The 20,125-nt window shown below is 46.8% G+C and carries 19 protein-coding genes and 1 tRNA gene; 13 read left to right on the top strand and 7 right to left on the bottom strand.

The window, feature by feature from the left end:
* Nucleotides 1-68: 68 nt before the first annotated feature.
* Entirely contained in the window at nucleotides 69-449 is a 381-nt protein-coding gene (locus tag P2W84_RS04700) for a GreA/GreB family elongation factor (protein ID WP_276088951.1), read from the bottom strand.
* 283 nt (nucleotides 450-732) lie between these two features.
* Here P2W84_RS04700 and P2W84_RS04705 point away from each other — a divergent pair, with 283 nt between their 5' ends.
* Nucleotides 733-1,467: a DUF4142 domain-containing protein gene (locus P2W84_RS04705; RefSeq protein WP_276088952.1), complete on the top strand. Its 735-nt coding sequence runs from the start codon at nucleotides 733-735 to the stop codon at nucleotides 1,465-1,467.
* 9 nt (nucleotides 1,468-1,476) lie between these two features.
* On the opposite strand, the gene P2W84_RS04710 is transcribed toward P2W84_RS04705, so the two are convergent.
* Nucleotides 1,477-2,904: a Gfo/Idh/MocA family oxidoreductase gene (locus tag P2W84_RS04710; protein ID WP_276088953.1), complete on the bottom strand. Its 1,428-nt coding sequence runs from the start codon at nucleotides 2,902-2,904 to the stop codon at nucleotides 1,477-1,479.
* A gap of 127 nt (nucleotides 2,905-3,031) precedes the next feature.
* On the bottom strand, nucleotides 3,032-3,883 hold the full coding sequence (locus tag P2W84_RS04715; protein WP_276088954.1) for a LamG-like jellyroll fold domain-containing protein: 852 nt from the start codon (nucleotides 3,881-3,883) through the stop codon (nucleotides 3,032-3,034).
* A 117-nt stretch (nucleotides 3,884-4,000) separates the two neighbouring features.
* Here P2W84_RS04715 and P2W84_RS04720 point away from each other — a divergent pair, with 117 nt between their 5' ends.
* Entirely contained in the window at nucleotides 4,001-4,639 is a 639-nt protein-coding gene (locus P2W84_RS04720) for a hypothetical protein (RefSeq protein WP_276088955.1), read from the top strand.
* Between the two features lie 42 nt (nucleotides 4,640-4,681).
* Here P2W84_RS04720 and P2W84_RS04725 read toward each other — a convergent pair whose 3' ends face one another.
* The gene (locus tag P2W84_RS04725) at nucleotides 4,682-5,461 is read right to left on the bottom strand and encodes an alpha/beta hydrolase fold domain-containing protein (RefSeq protein ID WP_276088956.1); all 780 of its coding nucleotides are present in this window, start codon (nucleotides 5,459-5,461) and stop codon (nucleotides 4,682-4,684) included.
* 143 nt (nucleotides 5,462-5,604) lie between these two features.
* Here P2W84_RS04725 and P2W84_RS04730 point away from each other — a divergent pair, with 143 nt between their 5' ends.
* From P2W84_RS04730 to P2W84_RS04770, 9 genes are all read left to right on the top strand, one after another.
* Nucleotides 5,605-6,105 (top strand): DUF6265 family protein, encoded by a 501-nt coding sequence (locus P2W84_RS04730; protein ID WP_276088957.1) that lies wholly within the window; start codon nucleotides 5,605-5,607, stop codon nucleotides 6,103-6,105.
* Between the two features lie 155 nt (nucleotides 6,106-6,260).
* Complete coding sequence (locus P2W84_RS04735; RefSeq protein ID WP_276088958.1) at nucleotides 6,261-6,854, top strand: hypothetical protein; 594 nt, start codon at nucleotides 6,261-6,263, stop codon at nucleotides 6,852-6,854.
* Nucleotides 6,855-6,939: 85 nt separating this feature from the next.
* Nucleotides 6,940-8,151 (top strand): GAF domain-containing sensor histidine kinase, encoded by a 1,212-nt coding sequence (locus tag P2W84_RS04740; protein ID WP_276088959.1) that lies wholly within the window; start codon nucleotides 6,940-6,942, stop codon nucleotides 8,149-8,151.
* An 81-nt stretch (nucleotides 8,152-8,232) separates the two neighbouring features.
* The gene (locus tag P2W84_RS04745) at nucleotides 8,233-8,811 is read left to right on the top strand and encodes a chemotaxis protein CheB (RefSeq protein WP_276088960.1); all 579 of its coding nucleotides are present in this window, start codon (nucleotides 8,233-8,235) and stop codon (nucleotides 8,809-8,811) included.
* A 20-nt stretch (nucleotides 8,812-8,831) separates the two neighbouring features.
* The gene (locus tag P2W84_RS04750; RefSeq protein ID WP_276088961.1) at nucleotides 8,832-10,016 is read left to right on the top strand and encodes an MFS transporter; all 1,185 of its coding nucleotides are present in this window, start codon (nucleotides 8,832-8,834) and stop codon (nucleotides 10,014-10,016) included.
* Between the two features lie 77 nt (nucleotides 10,017-10,093).
* Entirely contained in the window at nucleotides 10,094-10,474 is a 381-nt protein-coding gene (locus P2W84_RS04755; RefSeq protein WP_276088962.1) for a BlaI/MecI/CopY family transcriptional regulator, read from the top strand.
* Between the two features lie 24 nt (nucleotides 10,475-10,498).
* Entirely contained in the window at nucleotides 10,499-12,136 is a 1,638-nt protein-coding gene (locus tag P2W84_RS04760) for a M56 family metallopeptidase (protein WP_276088963.1), read from the top strand.
* 13 nt (nucleotides 12,137-12,149) lie between these two features.
* Complete coding sequence (locus P2W84_RS04765; protein WP_276088964.1) at nucleotides 12,150-14,387, top strand: outer membrane beta-barrel family protein; 2,238 nt, start codon at nucleotides 12,150-12,152, stop codon at nucleotides 14,385-14,387.
* A 19-nt stretch (nucleotides 14,388-14,406) separates the two neighbouring features.
* A complete protein-coding gene (locus P2W84_RS04770) occupies nucleotides 14,407-15,330 on the top strand; it encodes a bestrophin family ion channel (protein WP_276088965.1) in 924 nt (307 codons plus the stop codon).
* A 90-nt stretch (nucleotides 15,331-15,420) separates the two neighbouring features.
* Here the strand turns inward: P2W84_RS04770 and P2W84_RS04775 are convergent.
* The 3 genes from P2W84_RS04775 to P2W84_RS04785 form a co-directional block, all read right to left on the bottom strand.
* Nucleotides 15,421-15,495 (bottom strand) — tRNA-Val (locus tag P2W84_RS04775).
* 62 nt (nucleotides 15,496-15,557) lie between these two features.
* A complete protein-coding gene (locus P2W84_RS04780; RefSeq protein WP_276088966.1) occupies nucleotides 15,558-17,666 on the bottom strand; it encodes an outer membrane beta-barrel protein in 2,109 nt (702 codons plus the stop codon).
* A 6-nt stretch (nucleotides 17,667-17,672) separates the two neighbouring features.
* A complete protein-coding gene (locus P2W84_RS04785; protein WP_276088967.1) occupies nucleotides 17,673-18,128 on the bottom strand; it encodes a hypothetical protein in 456 nt (151 codons plus the stop codon).
* Between the two features lie 207 nt (nucleotides 18,129-18,335).
* Between P2W84_RS04785 and P2W84_RS04790 the strand changes: the two genes are divergently transcribed.
* Both P2W84_RS04790 and P2W84_RS04795 read left to right on the top strand, forming a co-directional pair.
* Nucleotides 18,336-19,397, top strand: coding sequence for a histidine kinase (locus P2W84_RS04790; protein ID WP_276088968.1), 1,062 nt, complete (start codon nucleotides 18,336-18,338; stop codon nucleotides 19,395-19,397).
* Nucleotides 19,397-20,119 (top strand): LytTR family DNA-binding domain-containing protein, encoded by a 723-nt coding sequence (locus P2W84_RS04795; protein ID WP_276089036.1) that lies wholly within the window; start codon nucleotides 19,397-19,399, stop codon nucleotides 20,117-20,119. Before P2W84_RS04790 ends, P2W84_RS04795 begins: the two co-directional genes overlap by 1 nt.
* Nucleotides 20,120-20,125: the final 6 nt, after the last annotated feature.

A 20,125-nucleotide genomic window follows, 5' to 3' on the forward strand; every position in this document is an offset into this window, starting at 1 on the left:
GTTGTTGGTTATACAATATTACAAATAGTGTTTCCAATAATTTGTAACAAAGTTAAAGATAGGAAAAGCTAACTGTTCTGTACTTCCCGGATCACGAACTTTTTTAATCCGCCCGGCATTTGCCATTCCACTTCGTCACCCACCTTGAAGCCGATCAATGCGGCACCCATGGGGCTGAGCACAGATATTTTCCGGGTGGCGATATCCGCATGACGGGGCAGTACGATCGTTAACGTGACCAGCTTATTTAAAGCTGCATCTAAAACAGTGACCCTGGAGTTCAGTCTCACCACGCCTGAAGGCAGTTCGGCATCCTTAACCACGGTAGCCCGGTTAAGCTCAAAGGCAAGGGACATTTCAGGGGTTTTATGTAGTTCGGTACCTAAAAAAGGTTTAATGAGTTTAAAGTCCTCTTCTGAAATAAGGACTGGATTGTTCACTTTTTCCATGATGATTGATGATTAAAATTTGAAAAATATTTGGATAAACCCGGTCAGCAGGCTGCGGGGATAATGATAAACGAGGGCACAGGCCCCCTTCCGGAAATTAACGGGGGCTTAAGTATTAAAGACCTTAGGTTCCTTAAGCGTAAATGTTTGCCTGATCGAAGTTACAGTTGTGTGATTTGCGAACATCCTGCATAGATAGCCTTTTCTGAGAAAAGAAGCAAATCCAGGTATAAAAACAAACCTTTCAGAGACATACTTTGTATTTTAGGTAAAAAATAATGCCATGAACCGCGTGAACCTCCTTGCCTGCATTTGCATTCTCACCACGGCCCTCTTTTCATGCTCCTCACGCAGAAGCCCGGAGGGAAAAAAGACCAAGATCACCGGGCTAAGCCCTGTAACGAAGAATCCCAGCGTGGGCGTAGTTAATGCGAGCGGCGACGCGCTGACACCAGGCATCCATTCTGCAAACAATAGCTCTGCCGGATCCCAGGAGAAAGCAGCTGAGATTGCGAACAATGCCATTATGAAGGCAAGTTCATCTGTAAGGGATCAGCTCGGCCTTTATGCCCTGACCGGGCAGGATTTCATCAGCAGGGCAACTTCCAGCGGTGACTGGGAAATAGAAGCGGGCAAGCTTGCACTGGAAAAATCGGCCAGTGCAAAGATCCGGGAATATGCCACCATGGTGCTGAAGAACCACCGGGAGATCCGGGAAGCCTTTACTAAGCTGGCATCCGGTAGCGCAAAGCTTTCCGATACGCTCATCACCAGCCTTCAGGCCAGCAGCCGTAACATCCGGCAAACAGCGATGCCCCCGGCAGGTTCTGCGGCATTCGACGCGAGCTATATTACAATGACCATCCAGGACCACCGTGAGTTGATCAGGCTGTTCGAAGCTGCAGGCCGCGCGAAGGAAGAAACCATCAGTGCCTTTGCGAAAAAGTACCTTCCTGTATTGCAGCAACATCTCGCTGCCGCACAGGAACTGACTAAGGTTTCGTCAGGAAAGCCCTGACGGCTTTGTTTATTTTACTTTTCTCACGGTAGTATTCCCGCCTCCGGCAAGGGTAATATTAACGACCGGGTTCTTTTGCCATGCACCCCTGGTAAAATCCGGGATATCCACACTGGAAGAGCGTTTAGACACTGATTTTTTCGACAACGGCACGATACAGCTCCAGGCCGCGGCATCATAAACATCCTGATCAAGCGGCAGCCCGTTGCGCAGGCAATCGATCAGTCTCCAGTCCATAATGAAATCCATCCCACCATGTCCGCCTACCTGTTTGGCGATCTCACCAACATGCTTTACGATCTCAGGACTGTATTTTTCATACAGCTGCTTCATTTCCGGTTGCTTCACCCATTCCTCACCAAATGCAATCCGCTCCGGATCAGGGTACTTACAGGCCATTCCCTTTGTACCGCTGAGCAGATGGATCCTGGAATACGGCCTTGGCGTGGTTACATCGTGCTGGATCATCATGGTCTTTCCCTTAGCCGTCCTGATCATCGTAGTATTCATATCTCCCCGGTAGTTACCACCAACAAAAGGCTTATAAAAGTCATCCGTCTGTGCCCTTTTTACTGCTTCAGCGTTCATCAGGAAATCGTTACCGGACATAGAAGTCAGATAATCCATTTTGTCTCCCCGGTTAATGTTCAGGCACTGGGCAATGGGACCCAGGCCGTGAGTAGGGTAAAGGCTACCGCTTCCTTTCATATTCTGCTTCAGGCGCCACATGTCCTGGTAACCATTTTTATCAAAGTTATAGTCCAGCAGGTTATGAATATACGCCCCTTCTGCATGGACAAGTTCGCCAAACAAACCGTTGCGTGCCATGTTTAAAGTCAGCAACTCAAAAAAATCATAACAACAGTTTTCCAGCATCATGCAGTGCTTCCTGGTCTTCTCGGAGGTTTCCACCAATTGCCAGCACTCTTCCAGTGTAAGCGCGGCAGGTACTTCAGTGGCGGCATGTTTACCGTGTTCCATGGCGAACACCGCCATCGGTGTATGAAGATGCCACGGAGTGCAAATATAAACCAGGTCCAAATCCTCATTTTCGATCATCGCTTTCCATCCATCGTCTCCGGAATATTCCTTCGCCTTAGGCAAGCCCTTACCGGTCAGATATTGTTGTGCTGCAGATGCACGTTCCGGTAATTTATCGCATAAAGCCTTAATTTCTACGCCTTCTATATAGGACATTCTGCTTACTGCACCAGGCCCTCTGGCACCCAGGCCAATAAAGCCTACCCTTACCTTCTCTATTTTGGGGGCGGCGAAACCGCACATATTGAAACGCTGCGCACCGCCCGCCTGGCTGATCGCGGCCGAAAGCTCGTGGTCATCCGGAATATAGTCTGTGGCAAAAGCGGGCATACCCAATGCCAGGGCCCCGGAGCCCAGGGCGATCTGTTGAATGAATTTTCTGCGGTTTGATTCCATTGTGTAGGTTTATCTTTAGGTTAAAAATCAGAACTGAAAACAGCCTGAGATTCTAAGCTATCAAATAAAAATACAACTTGTGCAGAGACATAATACACAAACGTTTGCGTAAGTTCTTTGAGGGGTGTTACCTGGGGATATTGTAGTAAGTGATCAGCATTGACGCCTGCTTTTTCATTTCCTTATCGGTAAGCGGGCGGTCATAGATGAGGAACCTGGCCATATGACCGACAAAAGATTCCCTCCCGGGATGTTCTATTGCATCCCGCTCCTGCCCTATCGCCATTTTTGAGGCGTTTGCGTCGACGTTGACCGGAAACGGATGGCTTGCGACCGGAACGGAGCCATCATTCAGGTAGAGGGAGAGCACAACCGTATCTGTTCCCTTCCCCATCCGTCCCATGATGAGATAATATTTGTCCTTTGAGAGGATCTGCCCGGAGGAAACATATGGGTTATTATTGTCCCATCTTCCAAAGGTGATTGCGTTACGGCTGCTCATCCAGAAGCTGTTGTCATCTGCAAAACCACCCCAGAAGCCTTCATTATTGGGTTTATTCCGAAGATTCCCAAAAAAGCAATTGACATCTTTAAGTTCACCAGGCTGCTTTCCGGGCTTGAGTACACAAAACCAAGTGTATCCGGAGCCCGTGATCAGGTGATCAAATGCGTCCTCATCCATGTTCAGTAATTCCTGTTGCTTAAAGGAGATCGCGTTATGTCCGTTCAACTCCGGAACTTGGCGCATCAATTCAGGACGTCCTGATCCGGGTATTTTACGGCCTTCGTCTCTTCTGGAAAACTCACTGGCCACGAAGGGCACTTGATTTTTCCAGCGTTCTACCCATTGCCCTTCACTGGCTTCCACACCCTTATCTGCGTTCAGATCCAGGATCAGTCGTTTCTTACTGATCTTCTGCGCAGATGCGCTGTTCAGGACCAAGGTGAGAAATAGTATCGTTAAAGATCTTATGTTCATCCTATCTGGTTTTATCTATTTGGTTCTCCAAGTTAACGAATCGCGACTTAATTCGGAATTTTTCATAGCTTGTAACTTTTTTATTATTCTTGCAGTCCAGTAAAAAAAACAAAAACAATGAAGAAAATTTTAATCTTGTTAGCGCTCAGTGTCCATAGTTTCATGACCATGGCGCAGTATGAAAATGCAAAGCAGGTGTTTGAAAGTCCAAAACTTAAGGAAGTCATAAAAACACACAAACTGGTGGCGATACTCCCTTTCACCACAAAAATATCTTTTCGGAAACAGCCCAAGGACTTCAATCTCGAGGCAAATACCCAAAAGGAAAAGGCCATGGCGAGTTCCATTCAATCCAGTATGTACACCTTCCTGCTGCGTAAGGCCAAAAATTACAGTGTTGAATTCCAGGATGTGGAGAAAACGAACATCTTGCTGAAAAAGGCAGAAGTTGCCGACAAGCTCGGAGAAATGACTAAGGATGAAATTGCAAAAGTACTTGGGGTAGATGCCATCATTTCGGGAACTTTTGAAAGCGAACAAACAAGATCTGAAGCGGGGGCAATCGTTACCACCGTCTTATGGGGAGCCAGCAAAACGGGTTCAGGATCACTTACGATGACAGTTAACGATGGTGCAACCGGAGACCTGTTATGGCGGTTCTTCAAGAGCATGAACGAAGGCGTGTTCAGTTCCACAGACGACCTGGTAGACCGTATGATGCGCAAGGTTTCCAGGAACTTCCCGTATGAAAAATAATGCCTCGCCGGAACACGGCGCCGGGTCACTTCAGTAAAACAGCTATTTTTGCTGAAGTGACTTCTTTATGGTTTCTACTTCCCTGAGCAATAGAGGGAAGGCGGGTGTCGCCATTCCACCATGGTCAAAGCCCTGAAGTTCGTATAACCGTGTAGCTTTATGACCGGCAAGTTTCATCATCCTGTTCAGATATGCATTTTCCTCATAACGGCCAAGCAGTTCCATTTCACGGTCTCCTGTAATCAGCAGCATGGGTGGCGCGTCAGCACGTACATGATACAAAGGCGCATATTTATCAATAATCGGCTGGGTATCTTTAATACCTAATTCCTGCCTTACCGTGAAATGGGTAATTGCCTGACCACTGAAAGGGATCAGACCGGCAATTCTGTTGGCGTCGATCTGGTATCTTGCAAGATAACTTTTATCAAGCGTAACCATTGACGTAAGATAACCGCCCGCGGAGTGCCCCGACAGAAAAATCAGCCTGGAATCACCGCCATATTCGGCTATATGTTTAAAGGCCCAGGCCACCGCAGCAGCAGCATCTTCAATATAAGCAGGGGCATGTACTTTCGGCGACAACCGGTAGCCAACACCAATCACTGCCACACCCCTATCCATCAATGCTTTGGGCAGCTCTCTTCCTCCCCCGGTAATGCCGCCTCCATGAAACCATACAATGGTTGCAAAACCTTTCATATCCTTAGGGATATAGAGGTCCAGGCGGCACTGTTGTTTCTGATAGGTATCCGCTTTTGCGGAATCCGGATAATAAAATATTTTTTCTAAAGTCCGTTGTGCAACGGCTGGGATTGTCATTATTAGCAACAGGCACAAAGTGGTACAAGTCCGGCAGATCAGTTTCATTTTTTTCATCAATTCAGGTCTGGTTGGGCGCAAGTTAAAAATTACCTTTGAATTCACTATATTAGAAGGCTCGATAACCAATTAAATAAACCGTGATGAAGTATCTATTCTCATTTTTCGCACTGTTGCTGCTCAATAGTATATGTTTCAGCGCCCATGCACAGACCGCTGGAGGATCATTTTCTGATATTGCCTTTATTGAAGGCCACTGGAAAGCAAAGATGCCCGACGGCCAGACAATAGAAGGCACCTGGCTGGCACCTGAAGGTGACAATATCCTTGGCTTCATGCGAATGATGAGAGGCGGGAAAGCTGATCTTTACGAAATCCTGGCCTATGAAAAGTCAGAAAAAGGATTAGTTTCCCTGGTAAAACACTTTAAGCCAGGACTAATTGGCCTTGAGGAAAAAGAAAAGCAAGACCGATACGTTTTTGTAGAAGCCGGCAAAGACCGCGCAATATTTCAAAAGGAAGGCGAATCGTTACGTATTTTATATGAAAAACGTTCTGCAACGCAATTTGTGATTGCCAGGGGCAATGAGCAGGACGGCAAATGGGTATTCAAAGACCTTTTTGTGTTTAACAAAGTTAAATAGCAGAAATGCCTAAAAGCGCTGCCGGTTATTGGTTGACCGTCCTGTTGTTCTGCTCCTCCTGTGTAAAAAAAATTGATCAGCCGTTCAGCCCTCCCTGTAACAGGATCGTTCAGATCTCGGCCTTTCAATACCCTGATAACATTGTTTATCCGTTCATGGCAGTATTTTATGACAACAAAGGCAGAGTAAGTTCTGCACGTGGTGAAGGCAAAATAAATTACGAGTTTACCTATTTTGACGATCACATCGAGCTAAAGGCGACAAGCTTTGAAGGTGAACTGAAAGTTTATTATTATTACCTCAATGCAGAAGGAAGAATCAAAGGTTCCTCTGTATTTGACAATGGGATTAAATATAACAAGGAAGGATTCATCACCACTATGAAAAGACCAGACTTGAAAAAAGATCTTGTGACAGGGTATAAACAGTTATTCTTTAGCTATCAAAATGGCAATCTGACTGAGATCCATGACGAAACAGGTGAAAAAACCTACTCCTTTGAGTACTACGAACAAATACAGCAAAGCGTTGCAGGTTATAACTCTCCGCTCTTTGCCGGCAATGTAATTTCGGACAGGCCCACTTCTTTCCTCATTGAAATGGGCTTTTTTGGACGGCAATCGCATAATTTGTTAAAAAAAGCGAATGACGGCAGCCTGTCTGTCCACAACATAGATTACCAGTTCGACCATAAGGGCCGCATCACCACCCAGTCAGGTACGTATAAATTTGTATATCAGTGTGACTGACCATCCTGTCAGTATCTTTGTGATACGGACAATTTCTATTAGCTTAGTCTCTATATAGTCAACAGGCTTATATTGCATAATTGATATGACCGAATTGAAAAATCCCGTACCTGAGAACGAAATGGACCGGTTGCTGGCCCTTGCCGAACTTGACCTGGACTATTCATCACTCAATGACAACTTCAGGGACCTTACTCATCTCGCTGCAAAAGTTGCAGGAACTGACATCTCGCTGATCAACCTGATCGACTCATTTACACAATGGACAATCGGTAACTACGGGATGGATATAGACCAGATGAAACGTGAAGATTCCGTTTGCCAGTATACCATTATGACCGACGAGCCGTTCGAAGTGCCAAACCTGGCCGCCGATCAACGGTTCCGTGAAAAATCTTATGTAAAGGACCCGATATCGCTGCGCTATTACCTTGGCGTGCCATTAAAAGACAGCAATGGAGTCAACCTCGGTGCGCTTTGCGTGCTGGACCCAAAATTAAAAACGCTGAGTCCCGAAAAAATAGAAATGCTCGGGATCATTGCCGGTGAGATCGTCAACCGGCTGAAATCCTATAAAGCGATAGAAACCCTGCGCAACCAGGTTAAAGAAGCAGATGCCACCAAGAAAAAGGTAGCCCATGATATCCGCGGGCCGCTGGCAGGCATTATCGGCTTATCTGAAATCATTGCACAACAAGGAAATACCGCGCAACTGGACGAGGTAATGGACTTCATTCAGCTGATTCATAAAAGCAGTAAATCTGTCCTGGAGCTTGCCGATGAGATCCTTTCAGGTGATTCGGACAAACTCCGTGAAAGTGAATACAACCTGGAGGTTTTCGCCGACAAGCTCCGTAAATTGTATGACCCGCAGGCGTTCAATAAAGGTTTGCGCCTGAAGATCACTTTCAATGAGTCGCACAGCAAGATCCCTTTTTCCAAGAACAAACTGCTGCAGATCACCGGCAACCTGATCTCCAACGCCATCAAGTTTACCCCGTCCGTCGGAGAGGTGTCCGTAAACCTCGACCTGACTGCGCAGGATAACAAAAACGCGCTCAGCATCCATGTAAGAGACACGGGCGTAGGCATGACCCAGGAAGTTATTGATGAAATTATGCGTGACGGCACCTCAACAACAAAGGGAACATCAGGCGAAAAAGGCTATGGATTTGGGCTGGCTCTGGTTAAACATCTTGTGGAAAATCTTAAAGGAACGATGAAGATCAACTCAACACCGGGCTCAGGCACCAGCTTCCAGGTCCTGATTCCGCAGGAAATCCCTTTACCCAGCTAAAGAGGGATTAATACACCGGCAAAAGCACCAACTTTTAAACATCCTGGTTGTTAATGGTACAAATATTTGACATCAGGTACTATGGAAAACGACTGCTATGTAGTAGGTATTGGTGCTTCCGCCGGTGGCATGGAGGCCTTGAGAACATTCTTCAGCCAACTACCACCGAATCTGCCTGCTGCCTTCGTCGTCATTACCCACCTGATGCGTGAACACCGCAGCATACTTGACAGCTATTTACGCGACAAAACCGAAATGGCTGTAGTACGCTGTGATCATGATATGGGTATTGAGCTCGGAATGGTCTATGTACTACCAGAAAACACCCATGTCACTATCCGTCAACGCATATTGCGTGTACACCCCAGGAGCAACGAAATCATCAACCATGCCATCGATATTTTCCTAAGTTCGCTGGCCACAGATTGTGGCAGCAAGGCTATTGCTGTTGTACTCTCGGGCAGGGGCAGCGATGGCCTGGAGGGTAGCAGAAAAGTTTCCGCAAACGGTGGGACAGTACTGGTCCAATCTCCCGAATCAGCGTACGCCGGTGATATGCCTCAAGCCATCATTACAGGGGACCATCCCCAGGAAATTTCCTCACCCGGATACCTGGCCGAAAAGCTGGCCTCCTTGCTTCTTGACAGCAACAAGACTTAAAAAACACCTACATTTACGGCATGAAATCAAATTCAGGCCCCATCCCTACCATCCTTGCCTTTGCCCTCATCCCTCTTTCCGGCTTTGCAACCGATATATACATTCCCTCATTACCCAGTATGGCTGCACATCTCGGTGTCAGCGACCTGCAAGTCCAGATGACCCTCAGTCTTTTCCTGATCAGCTATGGAGTAGGCCAGCTTTTTATCGGAAGCCTGCTTGACAGCTTTGGCCGTTACAGAATCAACCTGGTCAGTCTCGCTATATTTACCCTGGCCAGCATCGTCATCGCCAATACCGGAAACATCTACCTGATCTATGCGATGCGCATTATCCACGGTCTTACCGTGGCCGCTATTGTCGTATCCAAGCGTGCCTACTTCATCGACGTTTTTTCAGGGGAAAAACTGAAGCATTACCTGAGCATGTTTTCCATCATCTGGGCAACAGCTCCGATTATTGCCCCTTTTGCCGGTGGTTATCTGCAGACTTATATCGGCTGGCAGGCCAATTTCTATTTCTTAGCGCTTTTTGGCAGTGTTGTCCTTGTGCTCGAAATGATCTTCAGCGGAGAAACCATCCGCCAGAAAATGCCTTTCAACCTGCGGACAATTACCAAAGTCTATACCGAAATGTTTAAAACGCCGAGCTTCTCTCTGGGAATTGTAATGCTTGGACTGGCTTATGGTATGGTCATGATCTATAACCTGACCGGGCCTTTCATTATTGAGCACCAACTGGGTCTGAGCCCGGTAGTAGCCGGTTACAGTTCCCTGATCCTGGGAAGTGCGGTGATGGCAGGTGGCCTGATCAGCAAAGCGACCATCAACAAACCGTTCAGACTGAAAATATGGCTCAACCTGGGCATACAGCTGCTTTTCGGTCTGGTGATGCTGGTCAGTTCCTGGTTCTTCTCCAGTCTTTACAGCATGATATTTTTCGCTTTCATCATTCATGCGGCTTCCGGTTACGTCTTCAACAGCTTCTTTACCTACTGCCTTGGCCGCTTTCCGAAGAATGCCGGTATTGCCAGCGGACTTACCGGCGGCATCAATTATGTCATTGTTTCACTTTTCAGTTACCTCATCATTTCCTTCATTTCGGCAAAGGATGAAGGAAACCTGGCTTACAGCTATATCATCATGACCGCCGGTGCCCTGCTTGTGATGTACTGGCTGACCAGGTACCGTGATGAAATGGCATGAAAGGCTGGCCATCAAGGAATTTAAAAAATAATCCATCATAAATTTGTATCGTACGATTTTAATCGTATGTTTACATTATGGAAAATACAATAGAACCATCTAAGGCCGAACTGGATATCCTGACCGTGATTTGGAAACATGGCCCCAACACCGTCCGGTTCGTACACAATCAGCTGCAGCAGATTAAAGAGGTTAACTACACCACCACCCTGAAACAGATGCAGCTGATGACGGAAAAAGGCATGCTCAAAAGAGACGAGAGCAGCATGACACACATCTACAGTGCCGCAGAAGAACCCAGCAAGACAAAGGGCCACCTGCTGGATAAATTCGTAAACCACATCTACGAAGGTTCAGCCGGCAATCTGGTGATGCAACTCCTTGACAATAAAAAAGCTTCATCTGAAGACCTCAAGCTTATCCGGGATATCCTGGACAAACTCGACCAACCTCAATAACCACCTCTCGAAAACCTAAAGATTATGGAACAGATCCTGACCAACATCCTGCTCAACTCACTAGCCCTGGGACTGGTGACCGCTGTCCTTACCGGAGTAGTGCTGATCAGCACCCGCTCTGCCAGCCCGATGCTGCGTTACCGCATGCTTACGGCCCTGCTCCTGCTTTTTACCGCAGGCGTTGCAGTCATTGGCTATTGGGCATTTTACGGAACTACGGGCACAAGTTCTATGGTACAAGACAGACCAGATAATGTACCTGTCTTTGCAAAAACTCCTGAGCCGGCTGAAATACATCATGTCCCTGACACAGGTAACATCGGAAACTTGTCTGGCTACCTGCGCCATTTTATGGACAGCAACGCCCGTGTAATCGCCCTGGCATGGCTACTCATTGTGGTGATCAAAAGTGTGAGACTAGGCAGTAGCCTCATGGAACTTCATTACCTGAGAACAAGGCAGATCTTTCCGGCGGGCAGACATTGGGAAGAAGAAGTGAACAGGCTGGCCAGGCAGACAGGGCTTCATAAGGTTGTGCGGATTGCACAATCTGGTCTAACCCAGGTACCCGTGGTTATCGGTCATTTCAGGCCCATCATCCTTATCCCGCTTGGCATGATCACAGCCATCAAACCGCGGGAAATCGAAATGATGCTGCTCCATGAACTTGCGCACATCAGGCGCATGGATTTCCTGGTAAACCTGCTTCAGCACCTGCTGGAAGTACTTTTCTTCTTTAATCCTGCGGTGCTATGGCTCTCAGCGCTCATCCGTAAAGAAAGAGAAAACTGCTGCGACGAAATGGTATTGCGGCAATCCGGGTCGAAACAGACCTATATACAGGCTTTGCTTTCCTTCCGGGAATATCAGATGGCGGCACCAGCCTATGCGATGGCTTTTGCCAGAGAGAGCAATCTGGTAACCCGGGTGCGACGTATGGTGAGCCAGAAGAACACCTGTCTGAATATGGCAGAAAAAATAGGCATGCTTGCCGCAATTATACTGCTATGCAGTTTTAGCCTGCTGCACAATACCAACACCCCCAACAGACAGATTCCAGCTAAAGCAGGCGTTACCCGGAATAATACCAATACCAGGCATAAACAGCCGGCGGTATTGCGATCCGCTGACGCAACGCAAACTGTACAGCAAATGAAAGCCGATCTGCCGGCAAAAGATCTGCACCCGCTCACCGACACTACCGGGAAAGCAAAAACCATAAGGTCGGTAGAACTAGCCGACAGCTCTAAAACCGCTGTTACCATCAAACTCGACAATAAGGTGATCGACAAGCTCGCCGGCAGCCTGAGCACTACTCTGAGCAATGTGGTTAACATGGCACTGGACAGCAGTGCGCATTACATCAGCAAGTCCAACGCGAAGCAGGAACCTGCCCTTAAACAAGAAACCCTGCCTAAGCAAAAAGACCTCACTACGCAACTGATTGAGGCCCTGGAAAAATCGGGCATCAACACCAGCGATGACGAATTCCGGTTCCATATCGACAACAGGGAGCTTACGGTAAACGGCAAATTACAGCCGGTTAGCATACACAAACAGGTTATATCGGGTTTTCTGAAAAGCCCTAAAGACAAGATCGATTTCACTTATACGCGCCGGGGGGGTTATATAAGTACCCACAGTCTCTACAACAAGGAATAATCTCTACAGACATATGACGAACTCATTTTTGAGGGTATTCACTACCCTCTGGATAGCTATTGCTCCGGTTTTCGCAATGGCCCAGGCAGATACTGCCGGTAAAAAGCCCGCCGCAAAACCGGCGGATAGCCTGAAGAAGCCGGTCGAGCTTAAGGAAGTAAAGATCAGTACACGAAAAAATTACATTGAGCAAAAGATCGACCGTACAGTGCTGAATATAGATGCACAAATTACCAATACCGGCACCAACGCCCTGGAACTGCTCGAAAAAGCTCCCGGTGTAATGGTAGATCAGGATGGCAAGATCAGCATGAAGGGGCAACAGGGTGTAATCGTATTGATTGATAACAGACCAACTTATCTTACGGGTACCGCTTTGGCCGCTTACCTGAAATCACTTCCCTCCGGCAGCATCAGTCAGATCGAACTGATCCCTAATCCGCCAGCCCGCTATGATGCTTCCGGAAGTGCCGGCATGATTAACATCCGAACCCGGAAACTGACCATCAGCGGTCTGAACGGCACACTCAACCTTGGACTTGGCTACTCGCCCAACTGGAGGCATAATGAAAGCCTCAGCCTGAATTACCGGAAAAATAAATTCAATTTCTTCAGTAATCTGGCTTATAATGTGCACAATAGCTGGCGCCGGCTCGATATAGACCGCTGGTTTTACAATGATGCGGGCCAGCAGGTCTCTGCTTTCGAACAGACAACCATCATGCACCCGAAAAACAGCAGCCCAAATATTAAAGCGGGTATGGATTTTTACGCCAGTGCCAGTACCACGGTAGGCCTAGTCTTTACCGGTGCTTACAGTCGCGGCGACGAAAACAAAGCTGTACAGGCAATCGCCAGCCAGCCATCGGGCATTACAGACTCTGTCATCTCCGCCAGGAACAAACAACATGACTGGCTCAACAACAATGGCCTGAACCTAAACCTGAGCCATAAGTTCGACAGTCTTGGCCATGAACTGACAACCGACCTCGATTACATCGTCTATCATTCGTCCAGCAGTCAACAGTTTCTGAACCAGGTCTACAATGTTTCAGCAGGACGGCAAACCAGCGATGAGCTCCATGCTGACCTGCCTTCCAGTATCCACATCTACACGGCAAAGGCTGACTACGAACATCCCCTGAGCGATAAGGCGAAACTCTCCGTTGGCCTGAAAGGAAGCTATGTAAATACGGATAACACTGCCAGCTATTTTCAGCTCCGGGGTAACGATCGCATACCTGATTATGACAAGACCAATCACTTCCTGTACAAAGAACACATCAATGCGGTTTATATTAACCTGAACAAAGAGTGGAAGCGCCTTTCGGTTCAGGCCGGACTGCGCATGGAACAGACGTTGATGAACGGACGCCAGTTGGGCAATTCAATAAAGCCCGATTCCAGTTTCCGGCAAAGCTATACCAACCTGTTCCCGACATTATACCTTAGCTACAAGCTCGACAGCGCCAGGGACAAACTCACACTGTATTATGGAAGGCGAGTCCACAGACCCTTTTACCAGGATCTCAATCCCTTTATCTTCCTGCTAGACAAATTCAGCTATTTTGCCGGTAATCCCTATCTGCGCCCTGAATTCAGCAACAAAGTTGACCTCAACTTTAATCATGACAACAAACTGAACATCGATATCTTTTACAACATCAGTACGTCTCTGATCTCGGAAGTGATTGAACAGGAACAAGGCATTTTTATCAGCCGTACAGGCAATATCGGCAAGATGCGTTTTTTCGGAATTTCCACTAACCTAAGCCTGAAAGGAGGAAAATGGTATACCCTGAACCTGTACAGCGAAGCAGTAACGAACGATTTCAGCGGGCTTCCCGGAAACAATGGCAACCATGTGAAAAGCTTCTACTTCTACATCAACCCAAACAACCAGTTCAGTTTCGGAAAAGGGTGGGGAGCCGAACTCAGCGGAATGTATGTTACACCGAACCAGAGTGCCCAGTTTAAGAAGAAGGCGCTTTACAACATCAATGCAGGTATCCAGAAACAAATACTCCACGAAAATGGAACGGTAAAATTTACGGTACGCGATGTGCTGGACCATTTCCGGCCACAGGGCGACATCCTCAATATCCCCAACACCAGGGCCAGCTATTACAACGCCTTCGATAACCGTGTTGCGACGTTTTCCTTTACCTACAATTTCAGTAAAGGCATGGCTACAACAAAAAAACGCGATACCGGGGGTGCTGGCTCAGAGCAGGAACGGGTAAAGAATTAGTGGCATTTCAATTGCTGAGATGAAGCTGCACTTAAAGACATCGACAATTAACATGCTGATTACTCCGAACATCCGCTTGAGCAGAATATTGCGCAATACATGGCAGGTGGACATTATTATGCTGGTCTCCTGCACGGTTGCTTACCTCGTAAGGGAATACCTCATTGCATACCATTTCAGCATACCGGCCATTATTCCTACATTATTGGGCACAGCCATTGCCTTTTTCATCGGATTCAATAATAACCAGGCTTATGACCGCTGGTGGGAAGCACGTAAGGTCTGGGGTGCTCTGGTCAACGATTCCCGCTCCTTCGCACGGGCACTCCTTTACTATACCGGCAGAGATCAGCTGATCAGTAAAAGAATGGTCCTTCGGCACCTGGCCTTTTTATATGCGCTCAAAGCTTATTTGAGGGGTACCAGTGACGAAACCAGTCTGCGTTACCTGGAGGCCGGCGACCTGGAATCCATTAAGCGCCATACAAACAAGCACAATGCGATCCTTGCCCGACAGGCAAGTGACCTGCAATTGCTGTCAGAAGAAAAACATATAGACGGCTTCAGGTTCATTGAGATCAACGAAATGATCACCCGCTTTTCTGACAGCATGGGTATGAGTGAACGCATTAGAAATACTGTCTTTCCGACAACCTACTCCTATCTGACCAAAGTATTCATCTGGCTCTTCGTAGTCACCTTTACCCTGGTCATCGCCGAAACTGCCGGCGTATATTCTATCTTTCTGGGCTGGATGATTGGCTTCGTCTTTGTTTCCACACAGATCAACGGTATGAGTCTGGTAGATCCGTTTACAAATAACTCCGCCGGTGTACCGCTTAACCAGATTACACGCACCATCGAGATCAATCTGTTGGAAATGCTTGGGGCTGAAGACATTCCCGAGCCGGTAAAGCCAATCAATGGGGAATATGTGCTTTAGACTTTCATTAAGTGCTGTAAGCCTGACAAATCTGGATTAATGAACAACCAAATAAAAAACCCCGGGAAAATGCCGGGGTTTTAAAAGAAGTGGGAAATATTGGACTCGAACCAACGACCCTTGCCTTGTCGAGGCAATGCTCTAAACCAACTGAGCTAATTTCCCTTTAATGTCCTTAAAAACTAGAACCGTGCAAAAGTAAAAAAGAAAAGCGGAATCACACAATCTTAATGCAAATCGAATGGCTTTATCCCGAGGTCCTTCACTTCGCGTTTACCAAGCTTGTACGACACTGACAATCGCAAATTCTGATTCTGATACCGGAAAATTTGCTTTTGCGAATAGCTTGCAGACTCAAAAACCTCATCAATGAATGTATGTCTGGTTAAAAAAGTTTCGCCGCGCAGACTGATGTTCAGTTTTTCGCTGACCTTTTTATTGATAGTGAGGTTATAAAATTTCCAGCCCGAACGATAACCTTGTAAACTCAGGTCGTTGCCATCAAAATATAAGTAAGCATCAAGGCTGTAGCCGTGGGACAGCGTATAGCTTGCACTAACATTCAACTGCCGTAAAATACCGCTATTGCTTATACCCAGAGCATTATTCTCTAACCTCACGTAGGTAGCTGTGAGTGTGCCGCCGAAGGTAGATACTGCAGATGGTTTCCAGTTAAAAGTAGCAGACAGTGTCCAGCGTTGGTTTTTGCCCAGATTTTTCCAGGTACTTTCGAAACGTCCGTCTTCCATCGGGGTCCGGATGTTTGCAATTGAATTATGATTATCATGGAATGAAAAAACCAAATCTGTGAAAAGTTTAGGCTTGTTAACCGAGTAGCTTATTTGATAACGATTAGTTACCTCCCGATTGAGTTGCGGGTTGCCGTACTGCAAGGTAAGCGAGTCGCTCATGTTGGCTGTAGGATCAAGAGCGGAGAACACCGGTCGCATCAGTTTGCGGGTATAACCTAACCTCAGGCTCGCTTTGTCATTGAGGGCCAGTTGCAGCAGGCCTTGCGGCATAAGATTACCAAACGATCGGTTAACCTCTGTCTTGTTTCTGAAAACTGCATCCAGCTCCGTTCGCTCGTAACGTAAACCGACATTGAACCCCCATTTATCTGTACTAAAGGCGAGGTCGGTGTAGCCTGCATACACCTTACTGTTATACCAAAATGTAGCCGATCTTCCGGCATCAGGCTCGTATACAGTTTTACTGCGCGCTTCTTTAACCGACAATTTACCACCCGATTCAAATTTCCAGCCGCCGGAGAAGGAATGCGAATAGTCTCCCTGTAACATATATTCTTTATTAACCATCGCGTTGTTAAAAGCCTCACTATACAAGTTATCGTACAGATCACTTTGCAAAAAGCTGTAAGCATTTTTAAGCTCAGATGGCACATAGGTCCCCAGCAAGGCATAATCTGTCTTCTTATTAGTTGTTTGTCCATTGAAGCCAAAATTATAGCTATTGCCTTCAGCACTTACTGGGGTTTCCATCAGGCGGCTAAATAAGAATTCAGGACTACCATCGGGGGTGTCATAATTATTCACGATGGCATCAGTAATATTTGATGACCGTCGCGGACGGAAGCCCGCGCTAAGCGTATTTAGTGAATCGATACTATACGACAAACTAAAACCGCCGTAGAAATAATGACCGGTCTGGCGGGTTTCGGTTTCCTGCCTCAGGGATGTAAAGCCCACAGTTCGCACCAGAACGGAGCCGTTCTGATTGTGGTAGCCTTGATAAAAAGCATCAGCATGAATTTGCAAAGGGCCCCGTTGATGATGAATATCTCCCATCAAATTGCTGCTGCGGTTACCCAATACTGCACCAATATTGCCACTGGTGATCTTATCATCCAATTTCCGGGTGATGATATTAATTACTGCATCTGTCCCCTGCGCGTCGTACCGTGCCGGCGGATCGGTGATTACCTCGACTTTTACAATTTGCCCGGCCCTTACGGCACGTAATGCTTCGGCTACTGAGGGCGCATATATTTCAGAGGGTTTACCATCGATCCATACCCGAACATTCGTACTTCCCCGGACAGCAAGACCGCCATTGACGTCAATACTTACCATAGGCACTTTGCGTAACAGATCCGCTGCATCAACAGCGGTAAAAGCCGCTAAACCTGCAACGTTAAAAACGATACCGTCAATCCGGTGCTCTACAACCGGCCTTTGCCCCCGTATGGTAACCGTGCCAAGCCTAATAGCCGGCTCTTTACCTGAAGAGTCGGCTTTGCCAAGCGTATCAATCCGCTGGCCGAAGGTAGGCATGGCCGTATAACAGATCAGCAGAAAAAGTAAACGCTTAGCCATAGCTACCTAAAAACGCAATACCACAAGCATTTCTGCCTTATCCAGCTCGCGAGAACTGTAGAACAGGCTAAGCTGATGCCCAGTATTTTTCTTTTGCAGTTGAATAAGGTCTTTTAATGCGATAGTCATGCGTGTGTCCCCGTTTTTGGCCTCCGCAAATTCCCATTTGCGCAGGGTTGTACCTTCTTCAGTTTTTAATGCTATACTCCTGCCGGTACCAGGGCCGTTTTCGCGCTGACAATGTTTATAGACAACGTGTAGCTGTTCGGTCTCTTTAGCTTTCTGTAAAGGCAGCACACGGAGATTATGGACCTGGTTTACGTACTGTTTCAGTACCAGTTTATCATTCAGATAAACCTCATAACCATCAAGCCCGTACCTGGTGGTAAAACCTAAAATGCCGATAGCTAAGGAAATAAATGTACACAATGTGACTGCCCGGCTGATTCTGATCTTTTTCATAACATTTGTTTTAAAATGAATTATCGTGTTATCGGCACAATAGTACACTCTAAACCGGCAGCGCGAAAAAATAGTAGAGGAACGACGGGAATAGTAGACATCAAATTTTTATACTTAAATTCCTCTATTATTTTGGTCGTTGGTCGATATAATTTTCACCGCCCGGCGCATTTGCTTTCCTTTATCATTCTTAAACGGATCATCATTATGGAACTCGCAATAAGACCACCTAGCCAGACGACGGGCAAAAGCCCGCTGCCATCAAAAGACGCCCTGATACACGGCGCTTACTGGATATTGGTTACCGGTTTCTTTTTATATGAAAAGAAATACCTCATATACAAAGCCAACCTGCCTTTCTTTTTTGCCTGTGTATCCGGTCGTATCATCCTGCTGATGGTCATCGCTTATCTCAACCTGCATTATTTCCTGCCGCGTTACCTGATGAAAAAACGGTACTGGACCTATATTTCTTCGGTGTTCATTTCTCTGATCACATATGTCGTATTACAGAGTCTTTTTGACTTTTATCTTTACGGCTACGTCGTAGGTCCTCTGTATAACAGTGATATGGCAGCCGCTATATCCTACAATTTCTTCAGCGGAATCTGGTACCTGTGCCTGATGCTCGCGCTTAAATTGAGCCTGGACTGGTATGGTCAGCAACTGCTTATACAGCGCATAACGGTCGAAAAGCTGAATGCTGAGGTCGATTTTCTACGCGCACAGGTTAATCCTCATTTTTTGTTCAATATCCTGAATAACCTGTATGCCCTTACGCTAAAAAAGTCAGAGCTGGCACCAGACGTGGTACTCAAATTGTCTTCCATGATGGAGTATATGCTATATGACAGCAATGAAGACAAGGTGCTGCTGGATAAAGAGCTGTTATACCTGCATAATTATGTAGAGCTGGAGCGCCTGCGGTTTAATGGCGGTGCCCGGATCAGCCTGAACACCACGTTGCCGGCAAGCGGGCAAAAAATAGCACCGTTGTTGTTGTTGCCAGTGGTGGAGAATGCATTCAAGCACGGCCTGAGTAAGCAGACAGACGATAGCTGGCTTAAGGTGGATGTCCGCTTAGATGGATCAACCTTGAATGCGGTGGTAGAGAACTCAAAACCGGCATGCCCCCAACGAGCTGGAAGAGGCGGTATAGGTCTCAGCAATTTGTGTAAGCGGCTTGATCTTTTATATCCCAACAGGCACAACCTTGAATTTGAGAACAATGCAGACACTTATAAAGTGACGCTTGTCATTGAATTGTGATGGAGCGTAACCTGAACATTGTTGTTGTAGATGACGAGCCGCTTGCCCGCGAAGTCCTGGAAGACTATCTGAACAGGATCGGCGGCGTGCAAAGTGTGCAACTTTTCCTGAACGCTAAAGCGGCATTGCCGTATTTGATCAAACAGCCGGCCGACTTACTTTTGCTGGACATTGAGATGCCGGAAATGACAGGTATTGAGTTTCTGAAACTCTTACCCGACCCTCCGCTTACCATTTTTACCACTGCCTACCGCAATTATGCTTTTGATGGCTATGAGTTAGGTGTGATCGATTTTTTATTGAAACCCGTTGCTTTTGATCGCTTTCAGCTGGCCATTGAACGGGCCAGAGAGCTCCTGTCACTCAAGGACCAGAATAGTCAGGTCGACCGCAGTCCACAGGAAGCTAATGATGATTCCATCTTTGTAAAAAGTGGTGTGCAACGCATAAAGCTGCAATTAAGCGATGTTACGCATATACAAGGGTTAAAGGATTATGCAGTCATTTATACACATGAAAAAAAGATCCTCCTTAAAGGGTCGATCAAAGCCATGCTCAATATCTTTCCTCCGGGACGCTTTATAAGAGTGCACAAATCATTCATCGTAAACTTGCGAAAAGTAAGTCACTTGGAACGGAATTTCGTATCCATAGACGGCCATCAAATACCTGTAGGGCGCTATTTCAAAGATGATCTGGAAAAAGTTCTGACAAAAAGATAGTATCAT

The sequence above is a fragment of the Pedobacter sp. JY14-1 genome, from assembly GCF_029269825.1.
Lineage (GTDB): Bacteria > Bacteroidota > Bacteroidia > Sphingobacteriales > Sphingobacteriaceae > Pedobacter.

Excerpts from the sequence above, each read along its gene's own strand:
- P2W84_RS04760 (WP_276088963.1), top strand. The coding sequence starts at position 10,499 with ATGGAACAGATCCTGACCAACATCCTGCTCAACTCACTAGCCCTGGGA.
- P2W84_RS04755 (WP_276088962.1), top strand. The coding sequence starts at position 10,094 with ATGGAAAATACAATAGAACCATCTAAGGCCGAACTGGATATCCTGACC.
- P2W84_RS04735 (WP_276088958.1), top strand. The coding sequence starts at position 6,261 with ATGGCAGTATTTTATGACAACAAAGGCAGAGTAAGTTCTGCACGTGGT.
- P2W84_RS04785 (WP_276088967.1), bottom strand. The coding sequence starts at position 18,128 with ATGAAAAAGATCAGAATCAGCCGGGCAGTCACATTGTGTACATTTATT.
- P2W84_RS04745 (WP_276088960.1), top strand. The coding sequence starts at position 8,233 with ATGGAAAACGACTGCTATGTAGTAGGTATTGGTGCTTCCGCCGGTGGC.
- P2W84_RS04730 (WP_276088957.1), top strand. The coding sequence starts at position 5,605 with ATGAAGTATCTATTCTCATTTTTCGCACTGTTGCTGCTCAATAGTATA.
- P2W84_RS04720 (WP_276088955.1), top strand. The coding sequence starts at position 4,001 with ATGAAGAAAATTTTAATCTTGTTAGCGCTCAGTGTCCATAGTTTCATG.
- P2W84_RS04750 (WP_276088961.1), top strand. The coding sequence starts at position 8,832 with ATGAAATCAAATTCAGGCCCCATCCCTACCATCCTTGCCTTTGCCCTC.
- P2W84_RS04705 (WP_276088952.1), top strand. The coding sequence starts at position 733 with ATGAACCGCGTGAACCTCCTTGCCTGCATTTGCATTCTCACCACGGCC.
- P2W84_RS04715 (WP_276088954.1), bottom strand. The coding sequence starts at position 3,883 with ATGAACATAAGATCTTTAACGATACTATTTCTCACCTTGGTCCTGAAC.
- P2W84_RS04795 (WP_276089036.1), top strand. The coding sequence starts at position 19,397 with ATGGAGCGTAACCTGAACATTGTTGTTGTAGATGACGAGCCGCTTGCC.
- P2W84_RS04725 (WP_276088956.1), bottom strand. The coding sequence starts at position 5,461 with ATGACAATCCCAGCCGTTGCACAACGGACTTTAGAAAAAATATTTTAT.
- P2W84_RS04740 (WP_276088959.1), top strand. The coding sequence starts at position 6,940 with ATGACCGAATTGAAAAATCCCGTACCTGAGAACGAAATGGACCGGTTG.
- P2W84_RS04765 (WP_276088964.1), top strand. The coding sequence starts at position 12,150 with ATGACGAACTCATTTTTGAGGGTATTCACTACCCTCTGGATAGCTATT.
- P2W84_RS04700 (WP_276088951.1), bottom strand. The coding sequence starts at position 449 with ATGGAAAAAGTGAACAATCCAGTCCTTATTTCAGAAGAGGACTTTAAA.
- P2W84_RS04770 (WP_276088965.1), top strand. The coding sequence starts at position 14,407 with ATGAAGCTGCACTTAAAGACATCGACAATTAACATGCTGATTACTCCG.
- P2W84_RS04780 (WP_276088966.1), bottom strand. The coding sequence starts at position 17,666 with ATGGCTAAGCGTTTACTTTTTCTGCTGATCTGTTATACGGCCATGCCT.
- P2W84_RS04790 (WP_276088968.1), top strand. The coding sequence starts at position 18,336 with ATGGAACTCGCAATAAGACCACCTAGCCAGACGACGGGCAAAAGCCCG.
- P2W84_RS04710 (WP_276088953.1), bottom strand. The coding sequence starts at position 2,904 with ATGGAATCAAACCGCAGAAAATTCATTCAACAGATCGCCCTGGGCTCC.